The organism is Parasediminibacterium schistidii (assembly GCF_046546515.1).
Taxonomy (GTDB): domain Bacteria; phylum Bacteroidota; class Bacteroidia; order Chitinophagales; family Chitinophagaceae; genus Parasediminibacterium.
Genome location: NZ_JBKHKJ010000004.1, coordinates 127358 through 146378 on the forward strand (window position 1 = coordinate 127358; position 19021 = coordinate 146378).

A 19021-nucleotide genomic window follows, 5' to 3' on the forward strand; every position below is an offset into this window, starting at 1 on the left:
CGAAGTAAATAACCCAATTGCTTTTGCCCCTTTAACCCTACTTTAGCAAACTTTAAAAAAGGGCTTCATATATGTACAAAACCGTTACCATTTTATACCTTGTGCTATTTGGTTTGTATGTGCTTTTTACACGCCAACCTGACTATTTTGATGGCGAATTGTCGCCTGCAACCATACATTTCATGAAAGAAAGCACCACGCAATTGCAGCAGCCATATGCCTTTTTTTCGGTAGGCATTAAAAAATACACTGTTAGTGCCAGCTACCCACTTAGGCCAATAAAAGAAGGAGAGGAAGCAAGGGTAATTTACGAACCATCTGATCCCACTAAAGCAATATTGTATAGTGCTTGGGGCTATTGGTTGCTGTGGGATGAGTTGTTGGTATCAATAGGTGCTTACATTGTATTGTTCATGGTTGCTGTAAACATTACCAAAAACCCGGAGAAGGAGGAATAAAAATTCATGATACATTTTTTGCAACAGCTTTATAAACAATTGGTTTTCTATTGCAAGGCCGCCAACAGCAAAGGGCATGGTATGCACTCGCCTTTTGTATACGAGTTTATAACGGAGGTGCTAAACGACGATAGGCAATACTATGTGTTTGAAACCATTGAAAGTATTAAGCAGGAATTATTAAAAGATAATAGGATGGTGGATTGCAATGGCACAAACACAACTGTTTCAGCATTCGCGCAAAGTCTGTTGCCTGCCAAATACCATCAATTGCTTTTCAGGATGGTTGAGTTTTACAAGCCATCTACTATATTGGAAATAGGCTCTAGCCTTGGCATTGTCGCTTCTTATTTGGCTGCACCCAATGCTGCAAACAAAGTGGTAAATATTACAGGAAACCCTTTATTGGCACTTATAAGCAAGCAGGTTATTAGCGAGGCTGGTATACGCAATGCGGATATACTGTGTCAAAATCGTTTTTCCCTCGATGCTAATCGAGAAAAATTAACCAATGCTGATTTTGTATTGGTTCATTTGAATATGGATACCGTAGCTTTTGATTATACTGAATTGATACAATTGAAAGAGGCTTCTACCAGCACCATCTTAGTTTTAACCAATATACATGCCAATAAAAACAATGAAAAAGTATGGGAACAAGTAATAAATATCGCCACGGGAACGTATGCAGTAGAATTATTTAATATCGGTTTTCTTTTTTTTAGGAAAGAACAGTTGCTAAAGCAGCATTTTGCCGTTCGTTTTTAGTATCATTGCAACCGTTCAACATAAATTACTTTTAAAAGCAACACTTAACCAATTGCAATGATAGCAGGTATTTTAAAAGAACCACAAGGGGAAAACAGGGTATCCTTATTACCCGAGCAAGCAGCCACGTTAATAAAAAAAGGGATTACCGTTTTGGTAGAAGATGGTGCTGGCAACGGTGCTTTTGCCAATAATGCCTCTTACAGCGAAAAAGAGGTTAAATTGGCTACCAGAACCGAAGTATTGCAGCAAAGCGACCTCTTGTTTTCTATCCAGTTGCTTACCCCCGAGGACGAGGTATTGCTAAAGCCCAATGCAGTGTTGGTAGGTGTTTTCCAGCCATTGTTCCAGTACAAAACCATCCAGAATTGGGCTACAAAAGGATTTACTACTTTTAGCTTGGATATGTTGCCCCGTACTACCCGTGCACAGGCAATGGACGTATTGAGCAGCCAGGCAAATATTGCTGGTTACAAAGCGGTATTGGTAGCTGCAAATATGTTCCCACGCTATTTCCCAATGTTTATGACTGCAGCAGGTAGCATACCACCCGCCAAGGCATTGATTTTAGGCGCTGGCGTGGCAGGTTTGCAAGCAATAGCCACCGCCAAAAGGCTTGGTGCCGTAATAGAAGTTTTTGACACAAGGCCTGCGGTGAAAGAAGAAGTAATGAGCCTTGGGGCAAAATTTATAGAAGTAGAAGGCGCTGCCGATGCTAGCAAAGCAGGTGGGTATGCAGTGGAGCAATCGGAAGAATACAAGCAAAAGCAACAACAAAAACTAGCAGATTCGGCAGCCAAGGCAGATATAGTAATTACAACTGCACAAATACCGGGCAGGCAAGCCCCTATTTTATTGACCGAAGCCATGCTGGATAATATGAAAGCAGGCAGTATTATCATCGATTTGGCATCTGCCACAGGTGGCAATACCCCTTTCACAAAAAACAATGAAACCATCGTTTATAAAGGCATCACCATTGTTGGCAACAGTAATTTACCTTCCACCATGCCTTTTGACTCTAGTAAATTATATGGCAAAAACGTACTAAACTTCCTGCAGCTAATCCTTACAAAAGAAGGTGCAATTAACCTGAATTTTGAAGACGATTTAGTAAAAGGTAGTTGCATCACCTATAATGGTGCTATTGTAAACGACAGGGTAAAAACATTGGTATAATTATGAATTAGGAATTAAGAATTAGGAATTACAAGTCCCAATCCTTATTTCCTAATTCTTGATTTGATTCCTAATTCATAACTCATAATTCATAATTAAATGGTAAGTATTCTCTCTTTTATTCACGAAAACCAAGAAATCATATACATCGTTGCGTTGATGATTTTTTTGGGTATAGAAGTTATTGGCCGTGTACCCAGCGTATTGCACACCCCTTTGATGAGTGGTGCAAATGCCATACACGGCGTGGTGATTATCGGGGCTATTATCGTTATGGGGGAAGCCAGCGAAAGCAATTATATTGCTTTGGTATTAGGTTTTCTTGCTGTGATATTAGGCACATTGAATGTGGTAGGTGGTTTTGTTGTAACCGACAGGATGCTGGAAATGTTTAAGAAAAAGAAATGATTTTTTAGTTATAAGTTATGAATGATGAGTTATATGCGATATATAAAAGGCAAATAATTAATAATTCATAATTCGTAATTAACTCATAATTCATAACTCATAATTCATAACTCATAATGGAACTGAATATACTTACGCTTTGTTACTTAATTGGGTCAATCACATTTATACTAGGGTTGAAAATGCTTTCTAACCCTGCTACTGCACGGAAAGGCAACTTAATTGCCGCTGTGGGTATGGCAGTGGCTATTGCAGGTACTATTTTCTTGTATAATGACAAGGAAGGCAATGGTTTGCACAACTATATCTGGATTTTCGGAGGGTTAGCTATTGGTACGGTAGTTGGCTTTTTGGCTGCGAAAAAAGTAAAAATGACCGCCATGCCAGAAATGGTGAGCCTTTTTAATGGCATGGGCGGTGCATGTGCCGGTTTGATTTCTATTATCGAGTTTGGCCGTTTAGCAGAAAAACTTTCAGCAGATGGGGGGGATACAGAATCTACAGGTATCTTGATTACCATTTTCCTTGGCGTGATTATCGGCTCTGTTTCCTTTGCGGGCAGCATTATTGCATGGGGCAAACTAAACGGAAAAGTGAAAGATTTTTCTTTTCCCGGCCAGCAGATATTAAATACCATTTTGCTGTTTATCATGCTTTGCATTGCTGGCTACTTGGTCGTAAACCTAAACACGGCAAACGCCTACTTGTTTTATGTTATCCTTACAGGCGCATTGGTGTATGGTGTAATGTTTGTTTTGCCTATTGGCGGGGCAGATATGCCAGTGGTAATATCGCTTCTAAACTCTTTTACAGGCGTTGCTGCTGCTTGCGGTGGGTTCTTGTACAATAACAAGGTAATGCTTACGGGTGGTATCCTTGTGGGTGCTGCGGGTACGCTGCTTACCATATTGATGTGCAAAGCCATGAACCGTAGCTTGTTGAATGTATTGATTGGCTCTTTCGGTGGAAGCAAAGCCACAGGTGGTGCGCAGCAAACTGCAAGTGGTGGCGTATATAAAGAAATTTCTATTAGCGATTCGGCTATGGTGATGGCTTATGCCAACAGGGTAATTATTGTTCCAGGTTATGGCTTGGCAGTAGCACAGGCACAGCACGTGTGCCACGAACTAGAAAAACTATTGGACGAAAAAGGGGTAGAAGTAATATATGCCATACACCCTGTTGCAGGCCGTATGCCTGGCCACATGAACGTACTACTTGCCGAAGCCGATGTAAGCTATGACAAGCTGCTAGAAATGGAAGATGCCAACGATTTGTTCAAAACCACGGATGTAGTATTGATATTGGGGGCAAACGACGTGGTAAACCCTGCTGCTAAAAACGACCCGGCATCACCCATCTATGGTATGCCTATATTGGAAGTAGAGCAAGCGAAAACGGTTATTGTAAACAAACGCAGCATGAAGCCTGGCTATGCAGGCATTGAAAATGAATTGTTCTTCCAGCCAAAAACATCAATGTTGTTTGGGGATGCAAAAAGTGTTTTACAGCAGTTAGTTAATGAAATAAAGAGCTTGTAAGATATTATATTGTTGCCACAAAGGCACAAAAGCTCTAAGTAGTACAAAGAATTACATCACTTTGTGCATCTGTGCAGAGGGCATAAAAGGTTTTTATTAAAAAATCAACCTATCCCAACCTCATCCCTCCCGAAAGACCAGGACAAGTTACCCAAATGAAAAGGTAACAGGAACTGGGCAACAGGAAAATAATTGCATATTTTTAATAAAATAGATATTTTCTAGTATTATATTAAAATAGTTTCAGTTTTGCCATTTTTATGAGATTTTTACGCTGTTTCTTTTTTTCAAAAATTGTTACTGCCCTTGTAAGCCATTGATTATCAATAATAAAATCAAATTTTTGTGCTTATTTTTTGCTTATTTTGTGCTTATTTTATGCTCATTTTGTGCGTGATTTGTGCATATTTTACAGCTATAAATACAAGAGCAAATTTTGGGACTACAACTATCTTAATATTAGTAAAAAAAAGGCTACGATTAGGATACCAAGGCACTAGTTTTGTAGGTAGTTGATATCAAGTACATTTGTAGCAGAAAGATAAGATTTTTATAGATTGGGGGGTATCAGGACAAAGAAAAAAGTTTTATGCACCCATTTGTGCCTAATTAATCATCCCCTTTCTTTCAAAGATACTTTTGGGTAAAAGGACATAAATAATGTAATGATGCTTAGCCCTTGGAGAACAAATAATGCTGGCTGCTTTACCGGGCATTCACCAAAAAAACAAGTAGTTACTAGTAGATAGTTTCTAAAACTCCATGCCATATTAATGGCAGCGATAAACAAATTAGCCCGCTTTGCCCATAGCTTAGGGATGGCATATAAAACAATCATAATACAGCATAAAACAATATTGAGTAAGCCTGGCCTGCCAAAGTCAGTGCCGTTGGCATCCATCCCTTTAATAATAATATATGGGTTTTGCACAATGCTCCAAGGCAAGTAGCAAGTGGCAATAATTAAGATAGCTGTAATAATGCCTATTAATTGAGAATATTTCATGTATAGAGACTATGGTGAATTGAATGATTAAATGATTGGATTGCGTTATTTAAAAGTGTGCTACTATTAAGGTATTATTTTGCCACAAAAACACTTAGTCTCGAAGAATCACCAAGAAGAAAAGAATCCTTTTCTTTCTTTTCTTCTTCTCTTAAATATTTGTGCCTCTTTGCGTCTTCGTGCCTTTGTGGCTAAATAAACAAAATTGCACCTAAAGCGGTTTCATAATGCTGCAAATGTCGGGATTTAACTTTGCTTACCCAGCTTAAAAAAGAAGCGTTACTTCTTTCCCCCATATTTATTCCGTGATAGTTGTTGCCTTATATTTGTTGCTTTAATTGTTTTAAAAAAGGGTTTAATATATGGGAAACAGCGATATAAGGAGCGATTGGTCAGTGGCAGAAATAGCAGCATTGTACAACACGCCATTATTGGAGTTAGTGTTTAAAGCAGCCTCGCTCCATAGGCAATATAATGATACTGCCGAGGTGCAGGTTTGCACGTTGCTAAGCATTAAAACAGGCGGTTGCAGCGAGGATTGTGCCTATTGCCCGCAAGCCGCAAGGTATAGCACCGACGTAGATGTGCAGGCTTTGATGAAAAAAGAAGAAGTGCTGGAATATGCACAAAAGGCAAAGGATGCAGGGAGTACCCGCTTTTGCATGGGCGCTGCCTGGAGGGAAGTAAGGGACAATCGGGATTTTGATCGTGTACTAGACATGGTAAAAGGCGTAAATGAAATGGGCATGGAGGTATGCTGCACCCTAGGTATGCTTACGGAAACACAAGCCGAAAAACTAGCAGAAGCTGGCCTGTATGCCTACAACCACAACCTTGATACAAGCAAAGAACATTACAGCGAGATTATAACCACCCGCACTTACGACGACCGTTTAGAAACATTAGAGAATGTACGGAAGGCTGGCGTAAGTGTTTGCTGCGGAGGCATTATTGGCCTAGGCGAAACACATGACGACCGCATTAAAATGCTGCATACCTTAGCCACAATGCCCGTGCATCCTGAAAGCGTACCTATCAATGCGCTTGTGCCTATCAAAGGCACGCCATTGGCAGAGAACAAGAAGGTAGATATTTGGGACATGGTAAGGATGATAGCTACCGCAAGGGTGCTAATGCCAGCCACCATGGTACGGCTTAGCGCAGGCCGCACAGACATGAGCGTTGCTGAGCAGGCTTTGTGCTTTATGGCAGGTGCCAACTCTATTTTTGCTGGCGACAAGCTGCTGACTACGCCAAACCCAAGTTTTGATGAAGACAATGCTATGTTCCAACTACTAGGCCTGCAACCCCGAAAAGCATTCAAAGATGAAAAAGCTTATTTACGGGAAATGGTAGAAGCGTAAGGTTTATTTTAATTTTTTGAATTTTAAATTAAGTAGCTATAAGGGCGTATTGCATATTCTCTGTTGCATGGGATACCTTCTTTCATAGGGGCAGAAAATTTTCTGCCCCTCATTAGTTAATTCTATATCCTTAAATTTAGCCCAAAGAAAACAAACTATACTCTACAGAAAATGGCTTGCTAAAATCATCCTAATAAAAGCCTTTCAGGCTAATGGCTTCTATCATTAAAATCATGCTAATCATTTAATCAATGGTATAACCCCATGAAACAAAAACTCACTTACCTCAGTTTATTTATTTTTTGTGTTTGGTTGGCACTAGCTACCCGTAGCCATCACGAATGGTTCCCGCATATAGTGGTGGTTTATGGCGGCGATATTATCTGGGCTGGCATGTTCGTATTTTTCCTGCGTATATTTTTCCCAAAGGCAACACTTTGGAAACTAGCCCTTGTTAATTATGCACTAGGCGTGGCCGATGAATTTTCGCAATTAAACCATAGCAGTTTGATGGTGTACATACGCTCTAATTATTATGGGCGGTTGATGTTTGGTGTAGGTTTTTTGTGGAGCGATATTGTATGCTATGCCATTGGCACTTTAATAGGCTGGGCAATAGTAGCAATACTAGAAAAATACATATTCAGATTTTGATTTGGCAACTTTTGGAAAGTTGCCAAATCTACCAGTGCAAGCGAAAAATATTTATGCACCCACTTTATAGGCTATGCTGTCTTGTCGGTCAATTTGCTGTATATTAGGGTGTTATATTAAACAAAATGTAGTTTTCCTTTTGTTATTTTAATATAGTGCTAAGCAGCATTTTAGAAAGTTATTGGCTCAAATACTATGTACAATACAAATATGGGCATCGTTGTTGCCAAAAAACAGAAATCACATTTTTACTAAAAACCCCTGCGATCAATATGCGATAATGAATTCTTACATCCAAATTCCCAACTGAAAATATACCCCGCCAAATATTTCAGTTTTTAGTGTTGTTATGCGGTTTATATGCTTATGCTTAATTTTACTTGTCCAAAGAGAAATTGATTTAAAAAGCATAAACTGTATTTACAAATCAATTCATTCTTGTAAACTTCCCCATCAATGAGTTTATTAAAAAAACTGTTTTTTTTATCGCCTAGCCCCGAAGCCTGCTTCCAATTGGCTTTTGAAGCAGAAACAAAAAATAGCAATTACGGAAAAGCGGCCAAGCTATACGAAAAAGCAGCAAAAAAAGGCTTGGCAAAAGCACAGTTTTACTGTGGCTATATGTACATAAAAGGCAGGGGCGTGAAAAGGGATTATGAAAAAGCATTTTCATTAGTGCGTGAAGCTGCGTTGCAAAACCATCCTCAAGCCCAATACCTACTGGCACAAATGTACTATAGCGGCGAGGGTATAGAAAAAAATACAGCTTTAGGCGATGAATGGATAGCTAAATACAAAGAACACAACCTGCCCGAGGGAAGGTTAATACTTAGTTTTCACAATTTTTAATGGGCATCTACCGAAAAGACATGTTGCTACTCAGGTGCAAGTTTGGTTAATCTACCACGAAGGCACGAAGACACAAAGAAGCACAAAGTTTTAAGTAAAGAAAAGAGAAAAGAAGAAAAAAATGTTATCAATGCCTTTTAACTTTCATTTCCTTAATACTTCTTCGTGTTTTTGTGCCTTTGTGGCTAAAAACTATTAATGCAATAAGTCGAAAATCATTTTCCTCATCACCCTTCCAAAATAACGGGTATCGTATAACGGAATAAATTTCCAATAGCCTTTGTAATTGAATATCCACTTCAATATACCCTTAAAATCTTTCATTTTAAAGCAGCGGCGCATGTCCCGGTCAAAAAGGGCAATTTCTACTACCTTTTCCTTTTCTTTTGCAGTAGTTGCTTTTGTTGTTTTTACCCCGGATGAAATTTCACGCAGGCCATCAATAAAGCTGTCGTTTGTAAACCTGCTGTACGGCATCCACGAATTGGTGCGGGCATCTACTTCTATCAGGTAATAAGTATCCCTTTCTTTATGGTAGATATAGCCAATGCTCGCAAAACTGTTTAGCCCTGTTTTTTTGCCTAGCTCCCTCAGCAATTCTTCTATTTTATGGTTGCGCACATAAAACCGCTTGGTGGTAAAGGAGAATTCATTGTACATATAGGCGGCCACTTTTGCGCATTGATAGCGTATCAGCTCACCATTTTCAAACAAGGCTTCCACGCCAATGTCTTCGCCCGTAATAAACTCTTGTATCACAATATTTTTGGTATCGTGCAGTTCATTTAGCTTTTCTTCTAGTTCTTCTGGCGCATTGCATTTTCGTATGCCAGTGCCAGAAAAGCTAAAATCTACTTTCAGCAGCACAGGAAAGTTTAGCTTCTTGCTTACTGTTGCAAAATTGCTCTCCTCCACATAGTTAATATATCTTGGGGTTGCAATATTGTGTTTTTCAAATACGCGGCTCATCCCTATTTTAGAGGAGAGCATCTCCCGGTTTTCTATTTTGTTGATGGGCATTACCTTGGCAAAAAGTGCCTCTTCGTCCCCAATAGTTTCATTAATTAGCTGTATGGTTACATCGTCAAGCAGCATTATCTTATTATAGCTATCCCCTTTTTCTTTTACCAAGGAAATAAATTCCTTGGCAAACACCTCTTTTTCTTTACTTGCATCTATCCATTCGTCATGATACCTGTTCGATTTTAACCAGCTTGTTTCGCAGCAGTAAATAACCACTTTTTGGCCAGCCTTTTTAAACATGAAAGGTATTTCACCAGGGCTATCGAAAAAATCTGAATAAGAAACGAGTAAAGTAGTGTACATAATCTTCCTTGAACTAGTTAATTAAATTAAATATGCCACGACAAAAAGGCGTATTTCCAGGTTTATTTGTATTTTGTATTAATAAGCAAGAATATGATTTTATCTTTAACCGATTACTTATTATTGCATACTTTTTTTGCCAAGCTTAATTATTAGCGAAATAAAAATAAACCCCATGCCTGCTTTTAAATTTTCTTTCCTCCGCAGCAAACACTTCTTGGCCCTTGCAGGTAATGGGGTAATTTCTATTTTTAGCGTTGTGAACATGGCATTGATTTACCGCTCGCTCGATAAAGTGCAAGTAGGTACCTGGTTTTTCTTTTTAACTGTCCTAGGCTTGGCAGATGCCATTAGGAACGGTTTTTTATCTACAGCCACGGTAAAGTTTTATGCAGGAACCAAGCCTCAACGGGCAAAAGAAGTATTAGGTTCCGTATGGTTTCTGGCTTTGTCGCTTACTTCCTTGTGTGTGTTAATCGATATTGGGCTAATGCCGTTTGCTGCCTATATACACAACCCCGGTGCATTAGAAGCCATCCATTGGTTTGGGGTTACTTTCTTGAGCTCCCTGCCCTACACCATTACCTTTTGGATTTTGGTTGCCGAGGAACGTTATATCCCCATCCTTTGGCTAAGGATGATCAATAGCGGGTCTATGATTTTGATTGTTATTGTGCTAATGATTATGGGCAAAATGTCCCTTCACTATCTATTGTTATTTAATTTCCTCACCAATTGCCTTACCAGTGCGGCTTGTTTTATTGCTAGGTTCACGCATAGCCGTGCCTTTTTTAAACGCTCCAAGGCATGTATTATTGAACTGGCCAATTTTGGCAAATTTAGCTTGGCCACCAATCTTAGCTCTAACTTGCTGAGCAGTGCAGATACATTCATTATCAATATTTTTCTAGGTCCTGGGGCAGTGGCGGTATATAATTTGCCTTTGAGGCTAATGGAAATAGTGGAAATCCCATTGAGAAGCTTTATAGGAACGGGAATGTCGGCCATGGCAGCAGGCTACAACAGGAACGAAATGAGCCATGTGGCCTATATTTTCAAGAAATATTCAGGGATGCTCACCTGGGTTTTTATCCCTTTGGCCATTGGTGCTTTTTTCTTTGCCGATTTTGCCATTAGCTTATTAGGGGGGGGCAAATACAAACATACAGAAGCACCCAATATTTATAGGTTGTTTATGATAATGGCTATTTTTTATCCTATCGACCGCTTCAACGGCGTTACATTAGATATAATACACTTGCCAAAAGTAAATTTTTACAAGGTATTGGTAATGCTTGCCGTTTGTATTTCTACAGATTTAATTGGCGTAAGCATATTCAAAAATATTTATGGGGTAGCTTTTGCATCGCCTTTCACGTTGCTTGCTGGCATATTAGTGGGTTCTTTTGCCTTGAGGAAGCATATTGATTATTCTTTCCGGGGGGTGTTCATAAGCGGGTTTAAGGAATGCGTGGCCCTATACCACGAAAAAATTGGCTGGCGGTTTAAAAAGCATTGAAAATGCTTTGATATTATTTCGCCTCGAAGGCACAAAGACTCATAGTAACTGTTAAGAAATAAAGGAGAAGCAAAGAAAAAAGAAGATGATTTATGTTAGGAATTACTGTTGCCCTTCTTTTTCTTTATGCATCTTCGTTTTTTTGTGCCTGCGTGGCATGCAGTAACAAATGCTGCCAATCCAATACTTGAAACTTGCAAGCATTTCATTAACTTTGCCGCCTTTATTAAAATAGGAAGGATATGCCAGTAATAGAATTAGCAAGGATACACGGCGATTATGGCTTTGAAGCAAAAGACCAAAATGGCCATTCTGTAAGGATGGACAGCAGCCCCGAGAGCGGCGGTCAAAACTTTGGCGTACGCCCGATGCAAATGCTGCTCATGGGCTTGGGGGGGTGCAGTGCTATTGACGTAATCATGATTTTGAAAAAACAACGCCAAACCGTGCGTGATTATAAAATGGTGATTAAAGGCGAAAGGGAAGCAGGCAAAGAACCTTCGCTATGGCAAAACATAACCATAGAATTTCATATTTATGGTGAGGTTGATGAGGACAAGGCCAAGAAAGCAGTTGATTTGTCAATTAATAAATATTGCTCTGTAGCCGCTACTTTAATAGGCTCCGGGACAACGATTACCACAGAAACATTTGTACACGCCTAGTCATAAGTCGTAAGTCATAAGTGTTAAATAAGGCAAGAAAAAAGTACAACTTCATTTTTCCTTATTCTCCTCTTTCCTCTTTTGACTTACGACTTACAACTTACAACTTACGACTTAGAAGATGCATAAACAAACACAAGCCATACGCATACAATCGGCACAATCTTCAGAAAAGGAGCATTCAACGCCGCTTTTTTTAACCAGCAGTTTTACTTTCGATTCTGCCGAGGACATGCGTGCCGCTTTTGCCGATGAAACAGACGATAATATTTATAGCCGATACAGCAACCCCACGGTAGATGAATTTGTGGCTAAAATGTGTATGTTAGAAGGTGCAGAAGCAGGTTTTGCTACTGCATCGGGCATGGCTGCCGTATTCAATTCCATTTTTGCATTACTGAAAACAGGCGACCATTTAATTTGTTGCAGTTCTGTTTTTGGCAGCACCTATGCCTTGGCTACCAAGTTTTTGCCACGCTATGGCATAGAATGCACTTTGGTAAAAGCCAACAACCCAACAGAATGGGAAGCGGCTGTAAGGCCAAACACCAAGATGATTTACTTGGAAACGCCTACCAACCCCCAATTAGAAATAATTGACTTGGAATGGGCAGGGGCTTTTTGCAAAAAACACAACCTGATATTTAATGTGGACAATTGCTTTGCATCGCCTGTGTTGCAGAACCCTATTGCTTTCGGGGCAGACATTGTAAGCCATAGTGCTACCAAGTGGATTGACGGACAAGGCCGTGTTTTGGGTGGGGTAGTGGTAGGCAGGGCCGATTTAATAAAAGAAATTTATCTGTTTTGCCGCAATACCGGCCCTAGCATGAGCCCATTCAACGCTTGGGTACTAAGCAAAAGCCTGGAAACATTGGATGTAAGGATGGAAAGGCATTGCAACAATGCGCTTGCCATAGCAACAGCATTAGAAAAAAACGAAAAGATAAGCTGGGTAAAATACCCGCACCTGCCTTCGCACCCAGAATATGCAACAGCCATTAAGCAAATGAGCAAAGGCGGTGGCATATTGTGTTTTGAACTGAAAGGCGGCATAGAAAGCGGCCGCAAATTCTTAGATGCTTTGGAGCTGTTGTCCATGACACCAAACCTTGGCGACACCCGTAGCATAGCCTCACACCCCGCAAGTACCACCCACTCTAAATTGACAGAAGAAGAACGTTTATCTGTTGGCATCACGCCGGGTTTGATAAGGATTTCTGCTGGTTTGGAAAATGTACAGGATATTTTGAATGATATAGAACAGGCTTTGGCAAAGAGTTAAAATATTAATACTAATCAAATGCAAGTTTGGTTAATTTGCCACTAAGGCACGAAGATTCAAAGAGGCACAAAATTTTTAAGGGAATATGAAATGCTTTGCATTTCATATTCCCTTCTTTCTTTTCCTTAGTGCTACTTTGAGTCTTCGTGTCTTTGTGGCTATCTCATTCATTCCCGAAAAGCAATGTTACTTCCAATACTTCCCCTTCTCAATAAACCCAATCAAGTCCTCAGCCATGGCTTCCTGTTCCTGCACCCTTGGATGGCCGGATGTTTTTTTAAAAGGAAAAAAATGGGTAAATAGCTTGTTGTCTTTTAGCGAAGCCACAGCCGTGTCTATATAGCTTGGCCATTTGGAGCCTTCCCTAGTGGCATCCATATTGCCAAGGCAGCAAAGGATGGTTGCCTTGGGGTATTTGCCACGGATAGATTTTATAAAATTGGCATAAGCATTAATAATAAATTCCTCACTAGGTTTTTCAGTGCCAAAACGTGCTTTAAACTGTGGGTGTGTGGGCATGTTTACCAGCCAACTATCATTCTGGAACAGGTTTATTACTACTATTTCTGGTGTATACTTTGCAAAATCCCACTTGCTTGTAGAATCTTTAGGATTTAGCCGGTCATAAATGTCAGGCATTACCTCGGGGAACCAACTAATGGTAACGCCAATACCGCTTTTGGCAGTGCAGTGGTATTGTGCGTTAAAATGCCTTGCCGTGATAGCGGCGTATGTTTTGTAATTATTGAAATATTCAGGCCTGCCGTTGTCTGTGCTGTCGCTCGGTACTTCCACCCCATGCCCACAGGTGATGGAGTTGCCAAAAAATTCTATCTTCCTTTTAGGCTTTTTTGCGGGCTTGAGTATTTTGGCCAAGCTATCCAAAACAAACCCATAAAAGCGTGTGGTAATAAAGTCAGTATTGGTTACTTTGAACAACTCAACCTTGTGCTTCTTTTTGTCAAGGTTAGTTGCCAAGGTGTACAATTTCTTTTCTTTGTCCACTTTTATTTTTCTTGCAGTGCTGCTATCGCCATCCACAATTACATAATAATAGTTGTTGCCTTTTTCGTCTTCCAATATCGCACTAATAGTAGAAGTGCCTTTGGTACTAATGCTTACGCTTGTACCTGTCCAATAAAATTCGGCACAGGAATCATTTGTGCCAACCCGGCCCATATAGCTAAGCCATTTGTTGTTGGCTGCAATAAACTTGCCCGTGCTTGTTTGTGCAAACGAACAAGTATTGAATATGGCAACAAACATTAATGCGAGAACCAAACTTTTTTTCATTTTCTATTGTTATTTTTTTCCTTTTAATTTAGCTATACTAACCAATCCAAATTTTTGGCAATTTACAAGAATTTTACCTTATCAGCACCGTTACCCCTTGTTTGCTTACGGGTTCTTTTGTGTCATGATCTACATAATGTAGCATCCATACATAAGTGCCTGCATCTTGTGGCGTGCCGTTTACTTTCCCGTCCCATGGTTTTGTCCAGTCCTTGGTTTCAAATATCAATTGCCCAAAACGGTTAAATACTTTAAAATCTAGGTTTTCGGCTTTATAGGCATTTAAAGGGAACAGGTAGTCATTCAACTGGTCGCCGTTGGGCGTAAATGCAGATGGCACGTCTATATAGCAATTAGGTATTACTTTTATATGGTTGTAGGCGGTGTCTGTGCAGTAATTGCCGGTAATAATTAGCCTTACCAAATAATCGGTGGTGTTATTTGGGCGGGCGTAGCTTTTAGGGGATGGTTTTGGTGCAGTACTTGTTGTGTTATCCCCAAATTCCCACTGCCATTTGTTAATGATGCCCGTGCTGGTATCTTTAAAAATAGCTTTTTCGGTAGGGCATATATAGTTTAGCTCCTCTATAGTTGTGCCATTTTGTTTCTCTACTACAAAGCCAGCCTTAATATCATCATGCTCGTTTTTTAAGGTAATCGTTACATCTTTTTTATCGCTGCAAACATCATTGGCTACTATCAGCGTAGTTAGTTTTGGCGTAAATGTGTTGTAAATAATAGTTGTATCTTGTTTAGTGCTGGTAACGCCATTGCCAAAATCCCAGTTCCATTTGTTTACCCCATTTTTTCCATCGTGCATATAGGCAATAGTATCAGCTTTGCAGCCATATGCTACTTGAAAGGTAAAATCTGCATTTGCAGCATTCAAAGCGTTGAAACTTATAGACGAACCCACAGGAGTGGCTGCATTGCAATCGGCTGCCAAAAAGGTATTGGCTGTTGATTTTTTGATGGCTAACGTATATCTCCCCGCCACACGGATAGGGGATGCTAATACCAGCTGCACGGTGTCGCCAAATCCTGCGGCATTGCAGTTAATTATTGCATTGGCAATAGATACTACCGAAGGCCCTGTTATGCTGAAATTACTGCCATCTGCCGCTAGCGAACTGCATTGCAGCAAGCCCTTAAATATTACCTGCACGGAAGTGGGTTCACATGGCAGCACAGGTATTGTATCCAGCAATGCTGGCTTGAATGCTGTTACAACAATTGCTTTGTAGGCACTGGTATCCAAGCAGCCAATTGCATTTTTAACCACAAGCCTAGTTTTATAAGTAGTTGCGGTATCAAGCGAAGGGTACTTTTTAGGTAGTGGCGATTGCACGTGGCTGCTATCCCCATCGCCAAAACTCCATGCCCAATTGGTTAAATTGCCAAGGCTTTCATTGGTAAATGTTGCCATTACATCTGGGCAAATAATAGCTTGTGTGCTAAAAGCTGCTTTTACGGTATGATCAAGCGGCCTAATCAATAACAAGCTGCTGTCTGTACAAATACCATTCGTTACGATTAGTTTTAATGTTTTCGGGTTGAAATTATTGTAAATGAAAGTGTCTTTTTGCCCAGTTTTTACTATTGTGTCTGCTAGTACCCATGTCCATAAATTGATATTGTTTTTGCGATCGTGGCTAGTAATGAGGGTATCCTGCTTGCAGCCAATATGCACAATGGTATCTGAATTGGCAAACACATTGTTGAGTGTAGCAAATGCCAATACTGTATCTGGCGTAGCCACGCCACATTCGCTCCTGATACTGTCGCCATTGGCGGCTTTGTGTATAGCTATATGATAATTGCCATTTGTTTTTATTGGGGTTGAGAGGTTAATTTTAATGACACTGCCCAGACCCTTGTCATTACAATTTACAGTAGCTCCCAAAATATTAACTATGGATGGGCCAGTGATGGTAAAATTGCTGCCATCTGTGGCAATAGAGCTACATTTTACTGGGACATTAAATATCAGTTCTATTGTTGTGGCTGCGCAAGCTAATGCAGTAACGCTATCTGGCAGGCTAGGTACACCTGATTTTACCGTAATGGGCTTTAAAGTACTTGTATCTATACAACCAACTTGGTTGGTTACTATCAATTGTGCCAAATAAGTTTTAATACCAGTTACAAAAGGGTAAATTTGAGCAAGTGGCACTTGGGCATTACTGGTACTGCCGTTGCCAAAGTTCCATTTCCAGGCCACAATCACGCCTTGGCTCATGTCTTTGAATGTGGTTAACTCGTTCCCGCAAATGGTATCTGACAAGCTGAAACCTGTTTTTATAGTATGGTCAATTGGTTTTATTAATAATATGCTGCTGTCGGTGCAAATGCCGTTCGATACAATTAGTTTTAGTGGCTTCTGAGTAAAATTATTATATATAAAAGTATCTTTTTGCCCCATTTTAACGATTGTGTCTGCCAGCACCCATGTCCATGAATTTACGTTGTTTTTGCCATCATGGCTAGTAATGAGGGTGTCCTGTTTGCAGCCAATATGCACAATTGTATCAGCATTGGCAAACACATTGATTATTGTAGAAAAGGCCAATACCGTATCTGGCGTAGCCACGCCACATTCGCTCCTGATACTGTCGCCATTTGCTGCTTTGTGTATAGCAATATGGTAAATGCCGTTTGTTTTTATTGGGGTTGAGAGGTTAATTTCAACAACGCTCCCTAGTCCCATGCCATCACAATTAATGGTAGCTCCTGTAATATTAACAAGGGATGGCCCTGTAATGGTAAAGTTGCTACCATCTGATGCTATAGAGCCACATTTTACAGGGGCTTTAAATACCAATTCCATTGCGGTAGCTGCACAAGCCAATGCTGTAATGCTATCCGGCAGTACTGGCGTTGCAGATTTTACGGTAATTGGCTTCAAGGCACTCGTATCTATGCAGCCCACTTGGTTGGTTACGATTAATTGTGCCTGATAGGTTTTAATAATATTAGTTAAAAGGTAAGTTTGAGCAGCTGGCATTTGGGCTGTACTAGTACTGTCATTGCCAAAACTCCATTTCCATGCTGTAATCACTCCTTGGCTTTGGTCTTTAAAAATGGCTTGCTCATTACTGCAAATGGTATCAAGCAGGCTAAAATCAGCTTTTATGGCATGGTTTATAGGAAAAATACTGTCTATATTGGTATAGTTGCAAATGCCGTTGGATACCTGCAAACGCACTGCCTTTGGTGTGAACGTTGTATAAACAAAGCTAGTATCTTTAGAAGTACTGTATAATGTGTCGCCGATATACCATGCCCAACTGTTTGCATTATTGGTGCCTGTGGCAATGCCGACGTATTGCACTTTCACAGTATCTTGCTTGCAACCAGGATATACTTTGTACGAAAAATCGGCATTCACTTTGTTCACAGCCTTAAACTGCAGGGATGATTTTGGCGTAGGTACGCTGCACTCATTTATAATAGGGCTAAAATTAACATCGTTTTTCAATGAAATTTTATAATTGCCATCTGTAATAATGGGCTTTTTTAAATTAATAGATATAACCGTGCTAAGCGCATTGGTATCGCACACAGTAGTGGCACTAGCAATATCCACAGCATCAGGGCCCGTGATAGCAAATTGGCTGCCATCTGCTGCCACCGAGCTGCACCGGATAGGGGTTTTAAACACCAGTTGCAATTGCTGTGGGGCGCATGGCAATGGCGTGGTGATGCTATCCATTATTGTTGGCAACTGTGGCAAAATAGAAAACTTGAAAGTATCTAATAATGGGATGGTTGCGCTGCACAAATCCCCAATTTTATTGGTTGGGCTAGGTGCTAATTGGTAGTCGCCTACGGCTAACCCAGCCGCCAACTGGATAACGATAGAATCCATGTCAAATGCGTTTTTGCAGCCAACGCCTGTTACAGCCGCAATAGCAGGGTTGGTGCTTATATAAAAGTCGCTCCCGTCTGTAGCCATAGACTTGCACAGCATTTTTTTGTCTAGTTTTATGCCAATCTTATCCCCTGAGCAGTTTATGCTAATCTTTGAAATTTTTGGGGCAATCGGGTCTGTAATGGTGGCTGTGCTGCCACTGCCTCCAAAGGAAAGGGTATAACCATTTGTATTGTCCGTAGAAGTATAATGGCTAACAAGCATCAAATAATCATGCCCTGCAATAAGGGTAGGCATAGCACTGATGTTGGGTGCATCATAGCCTTCGCAGCCGTTGGCTTGCTGGCCACTGCTGTTTGCCCCAGTAACGCCGCCATTGCCAGACCAGTTACAGGCTACAAACAAGGATAAGTTTGTATATACTTCCTTCGGGTCATGCCCTGTAATATCAAATATTTGCCAGTCGTAATCATCAGTTGGGATGTTTGGTGTAATGGCAAAGGCAAATGTGCCAGTTTTAAAGCAGGTGAATTTGTACCAGTACGGGTTTATGTCTGTATAGGGTGTAGATAAGAATGGTATGGAGCAAATGGAATCGGGTATAGGTATTGAATCTCCGCCGCATGGTTTTACCTCGCTTTGGGAAAAAACATTGCTGCCGCATACAGGAAAAGCTCCGCCAACACTTTGCCCCAACTCTGGGCAAGCGGTTATTTGTGCCGCAGCCACATTAAGTAACAATAGCTGCACAATTAGCGTAACAATATGTCTATTAAGGGGCATTGGCAAAATTGCAATTGACTACAATGGTAAAATTAAGGATTAAGATTAAGCT

General features: G+C 40.3%; 15 protein-coding genes. 11 read left to right on the forward strand and 4 right to left on the reverse strand.

What is annotated here, in order from left to right:
• Window positions 1-71 precede the first annotated feature (71 nt).
• From ACHFIY_RS03600 to ACHFIY_RS03620, 5 genes are all read left to right on the forward strand, one after another.
• The gene (locus ACHFIY_RS03600) at window positions 72-458 is read left to right on the forward strand and encodes a hypothetical protein (protein ID WP_410844693.1); all 387 of its coding nucleotides are present in this window, start codon (window positions 72-74) and stop codon (window positions 456-458) included.
• A 6-nt stretch (window positions 459-464) separates the two neighbouring features.
• Entirely contained in the window at window positions 465-1226 is a 762-nt protein-coding gene (locus tag ACHFIY_RS03605; protein ID WP_410844694.1) for an O-methyltransferase, read from the forward strand.
• 57 nt (window positions 1227-1283) lie between these two features.
• Window positions 1284-2405, forward strand: a complete 1122-nt coding sequence (locus ACHFIY_RS03610) for an NAD(P) transhydrogenase subunit alpha (RefSeq protein WP_410844695.1) — start codon at window positions 1284-1286, stop codon at window positions 2403-2405.
• 99 nt (window positions 2406-2504) lie between these two features.
• Window positions 2505-2813 (forward strand): NAD(P) transhydrogenase subunit alpha part 2, encoded by a 309-nt coding sequence (locus tag ACHFIY_RS03615; protein WP_410844696.1) that lies wholly within the window; start codon window positions 2505-2507, stop codon window positions 2811-2813.
• A 116-nt stretch (window positions 2814-2929) separates the two neighbouring features.
• Entirely contained in the window at window positions 2930-4354 is a 1425-nt protein-coding gene (locus tag ACHFIY_RS03620) for an NAD(P)(+) transhydrogenase (Re/Si-specific) subunit beta (protein ID WP_410844697.1), read from the forward strand.
• A 613-nt stretch (window positions 4355-4967) separates the two neighbouring features.
• Here the strand turns inward: ACHFIY_RS03620 and ACHFIY_RS03625 are convergent.
• Window positions 4968-5360 (reverse strand): hypothetical protein, encoded by a 393-nt coding sequence (locus ACHFIY_RS03625; RefSeq protein WP_410844698.1) that lies wholly within the window; start codon window positions 5358-5360, stop codon window positions 4968-4970.
• A 362-nt stretch (window positions 5361-5722) separates the two neighbouring features.
• Here ACHFIY_RS03625 and bioB point away from each other — a divergent pair, with 362 nt between their 5' ends.
• The 3 genes from bioB (at window position 5723) to ACHFIY_RS03640 (ending at window position 8227) form a co-directional block, all read left to right on the forward strand.
• Entirely contained in the window at window positions 5723-6724 is a 1002-nt protein-coding gene (gene bioB, locus ACHFIY_RS03630) for a biotin synthase BioB (RefSeq protein WP_410844699.1), read from the forward strand.
• A gap of 264 nt (window positions 6725-6988) precedes the next feature.
• Window positions 6989-7378 carry a ribosomal maturation YjgA family protein gene (locus tag ACHFIY_RS03635; protein ID WP_410844700.1) on the forward strand — a complete coding sequence of 130 codons (390 nt, stop codon included), beginning with the start codon at window positions 6989-6991 and terminating at the stop codon, window positions 7376-7378.
• Between the two features lie 456 nt (window positions 7379-7834).
• Window positions 7835-8227, forward strand: coding sequence for a tetratricopeptide repeat protein (locus tag ACHFIY_RS03640; RefSeq protein WP_410844701.1), 393 nt, complete (start codon window positions 7835-7837; stop codon window positions 8225-8227).
• A 195-nt stretch (window positions 8228-8422) separates the two neighbouring features.
• On the opposite strand, the gene ACHFIY_RS03645 is transcribed toward ACHFIY_RS03640, so the two are convergent.
• Window positions 8423-9553: an ATP-grasp domain-containing protein gene (locus tag ACHFIY_RS03645; protein ID WP_410844702.1), complete on the reverse strand. Its 1131-nt coding sequence runs from the start codon at window positions 9551-9553 to the stop codon at window positions 8423-8425.
• Window positions 9554-9728: 175 nt separating this feature from the next.
• On the opposite strand from ACHFIY_RS03645, the gene ACHFIY_RS03650 reads away from it, so the two are divergent.
• From ACHFIY_RS03650 to ACHFIY_RS03660, 3 genes are all read left to right on the forward strand, one after another.
• Window positions 9729-11072, forward strand: coding sequence for an oligosaccharide flippase family protein (locus ACHFIY_RS03650; protein WP_410844703.1), 1344 nt, complete (start codon window positions 9729-9731; stop codon window positions 11070-11072).
• Between the two features lie 242 nt (window positions 11073-11314).
• A complete protein-coding gene (locus ACHFIY_RS03655; RefSeq protein ID WP_410844704.1) occupies window positions 11315-11737 on the forward strand; it encodes an OsmC family protein in 423 nt (140 codons plus the stop codon).
• Between the two features lie 121 nt (window positions 11738-11858).
• Window positions 11859-13022 (forward strand): trans-sulfuration enzyme family protein, encoded by a 1164-nt coding sequence (locus tag ACHFIY_RS03660; protein ID WP_410844705.1) that lies wholly within the window; start codon window positions 11859-11861, stop codon window positions 13020-13022.
• Window positions 13023-13208: 186 nt separating this feature from the next.
• Here the strand turns inward: ACHFIY_RS03660 and ACHFIY_RS03665 are convergent, their stop codons facing one another.
• Window positions 13209-14315 carry an SGNH/GDSL hydrolase family protein gene (locus tag ACHFIY_RS03665; RefSeq protein WP_410844706.1) on the reverse strand — a complete coding sequence of 369 codons (1107 nt, stop codon included), beginning with the start codon at window positions 14313-14315 and terminating at the stop codon, window positions 13209-13211.
• A gap of 73 nt (window positions 14316-14388) precedes the next feature.
• Window positions 14389-18969, reverse strand: coding sequence for a T9SS type B sorting domain-containing protein (locus ACHFIY_RS03670; protein ID WP_410844707.1), 4581 nt, complete (start codon window positions 18967-18969; stop codon window positions 14389-14391).
• Between the last annotated feature and the right edge of the window lie 52 nt (window positions 18970-19021).

Excerpts from the sequence above, each read along its gene's own strand:
- ACHFIY_RS03610 (WP_410844695.1), top strand. The coding sequence starts at position 1,284 with ATGATAGCAGGTATTTTAAAAGAACCACAAGGGGAAAACAGGGTATCC.
- ACHFIY_RS03615 (WP_410844696.1), top strand. The coding sequence starts at position 2,505 with ATGGTAAGTATTCTCTCTTTTATTCACGAAAACCAAGAAATCATATAC.
- ACHFIY_RS03665 (WP_410844706.1), bottom strand. The coding sequence starts at position 14,315 with ATGAAAAAAAGTTTGGTTCTCGCATTAATGTTTGTTGCCATATTCAAT.
- ACHFIY_RS03645 (WP_410844702.1), bottom strand. The coding sequence starts at position 9,553 with ATGTACACTACTTTACTCGTTTCTTATTCAGATTTTTTCGATAGCCCT.
- ACHFIY_RS03670 (WP_410844707.1), bottom strand. The coding sequence starts at position 18,969 with ATGCCCCTTAATAGACATATTGTTACGCTAATTGTGCAGCTATTGTTA.
- ACHFIY_RS03605 (WP_410844694.1), top strand. The coding sequence starts at position 465 with ATGATACATTTTTTGCAACAGCTTTATAAACAATTGGTTTTCTATTGC.
- ACHFIY_RS03640 (WP_410844701.1), top strand. The coding sequence starts at position 7,835 with ATGAGTTTATTAAAAAAACTGTTTTTTTTATCGCCTAGCCCCGAAGCC.
- ACHFIY_RS03650 (WP_410844703.1), top strand. The coding sequence starts at position 9,729 with ATGCCTGCTTTTAAATTTTCTTTCCTCCGCAGCAAACACTTCTTGGCC.
- ACHFIY_RS03600 (WP_410844693.1), top strand. The coding sequence starts at position 72 with ATGTACAAAACCGTTACCATTTTATACCTTGTGCTATTTGGTTTGTAT.
- ACHFIY_RS03625 (WP_410844698.1), bottom strand. The coding sequence starts at position 5,360 with ATGAAATATTCTCAATTAATAGGCATTATTACAGCTATCTTAATTATT.
- ACHFIY_RS03655 (WP_410844704.1), top strand. The coding sequence starts at position 11,315 with ATGCCAGTAATAGAATTAGCAAGGATACACGGCGATTATGGCTTTGAA.
- ACHFIY_RS03635 (WP_410844700.1), top strand. The coding sequence starts at position 6,989 with ATGAAACAAAAACTCACTTACCTCAGTTTATTTATTTTTTGTGTTTGG.
- ACHFIY_RS03620 (WP_410844697.1), top strand. The coding sequence starts at position 2,930 with ATGGAACTGAATATACTTACGCTTTGTTACTTAATTGGGTCAATCACA.
- ACHFIY_RS03660 (WP_410844705.1), top strand. The coding sequence starts at position 11,859 with ATGCATAAACAAACACAAGCCATACGCATACAATCGGCACAATCTTCA.
- bioB (WP_410844699.1), top strand. The coding sequence starts at position 5,723 with ATGGGAAACAGCGATATAAGGAGCGATTGGTCAGTGGCAGAAATAGCA.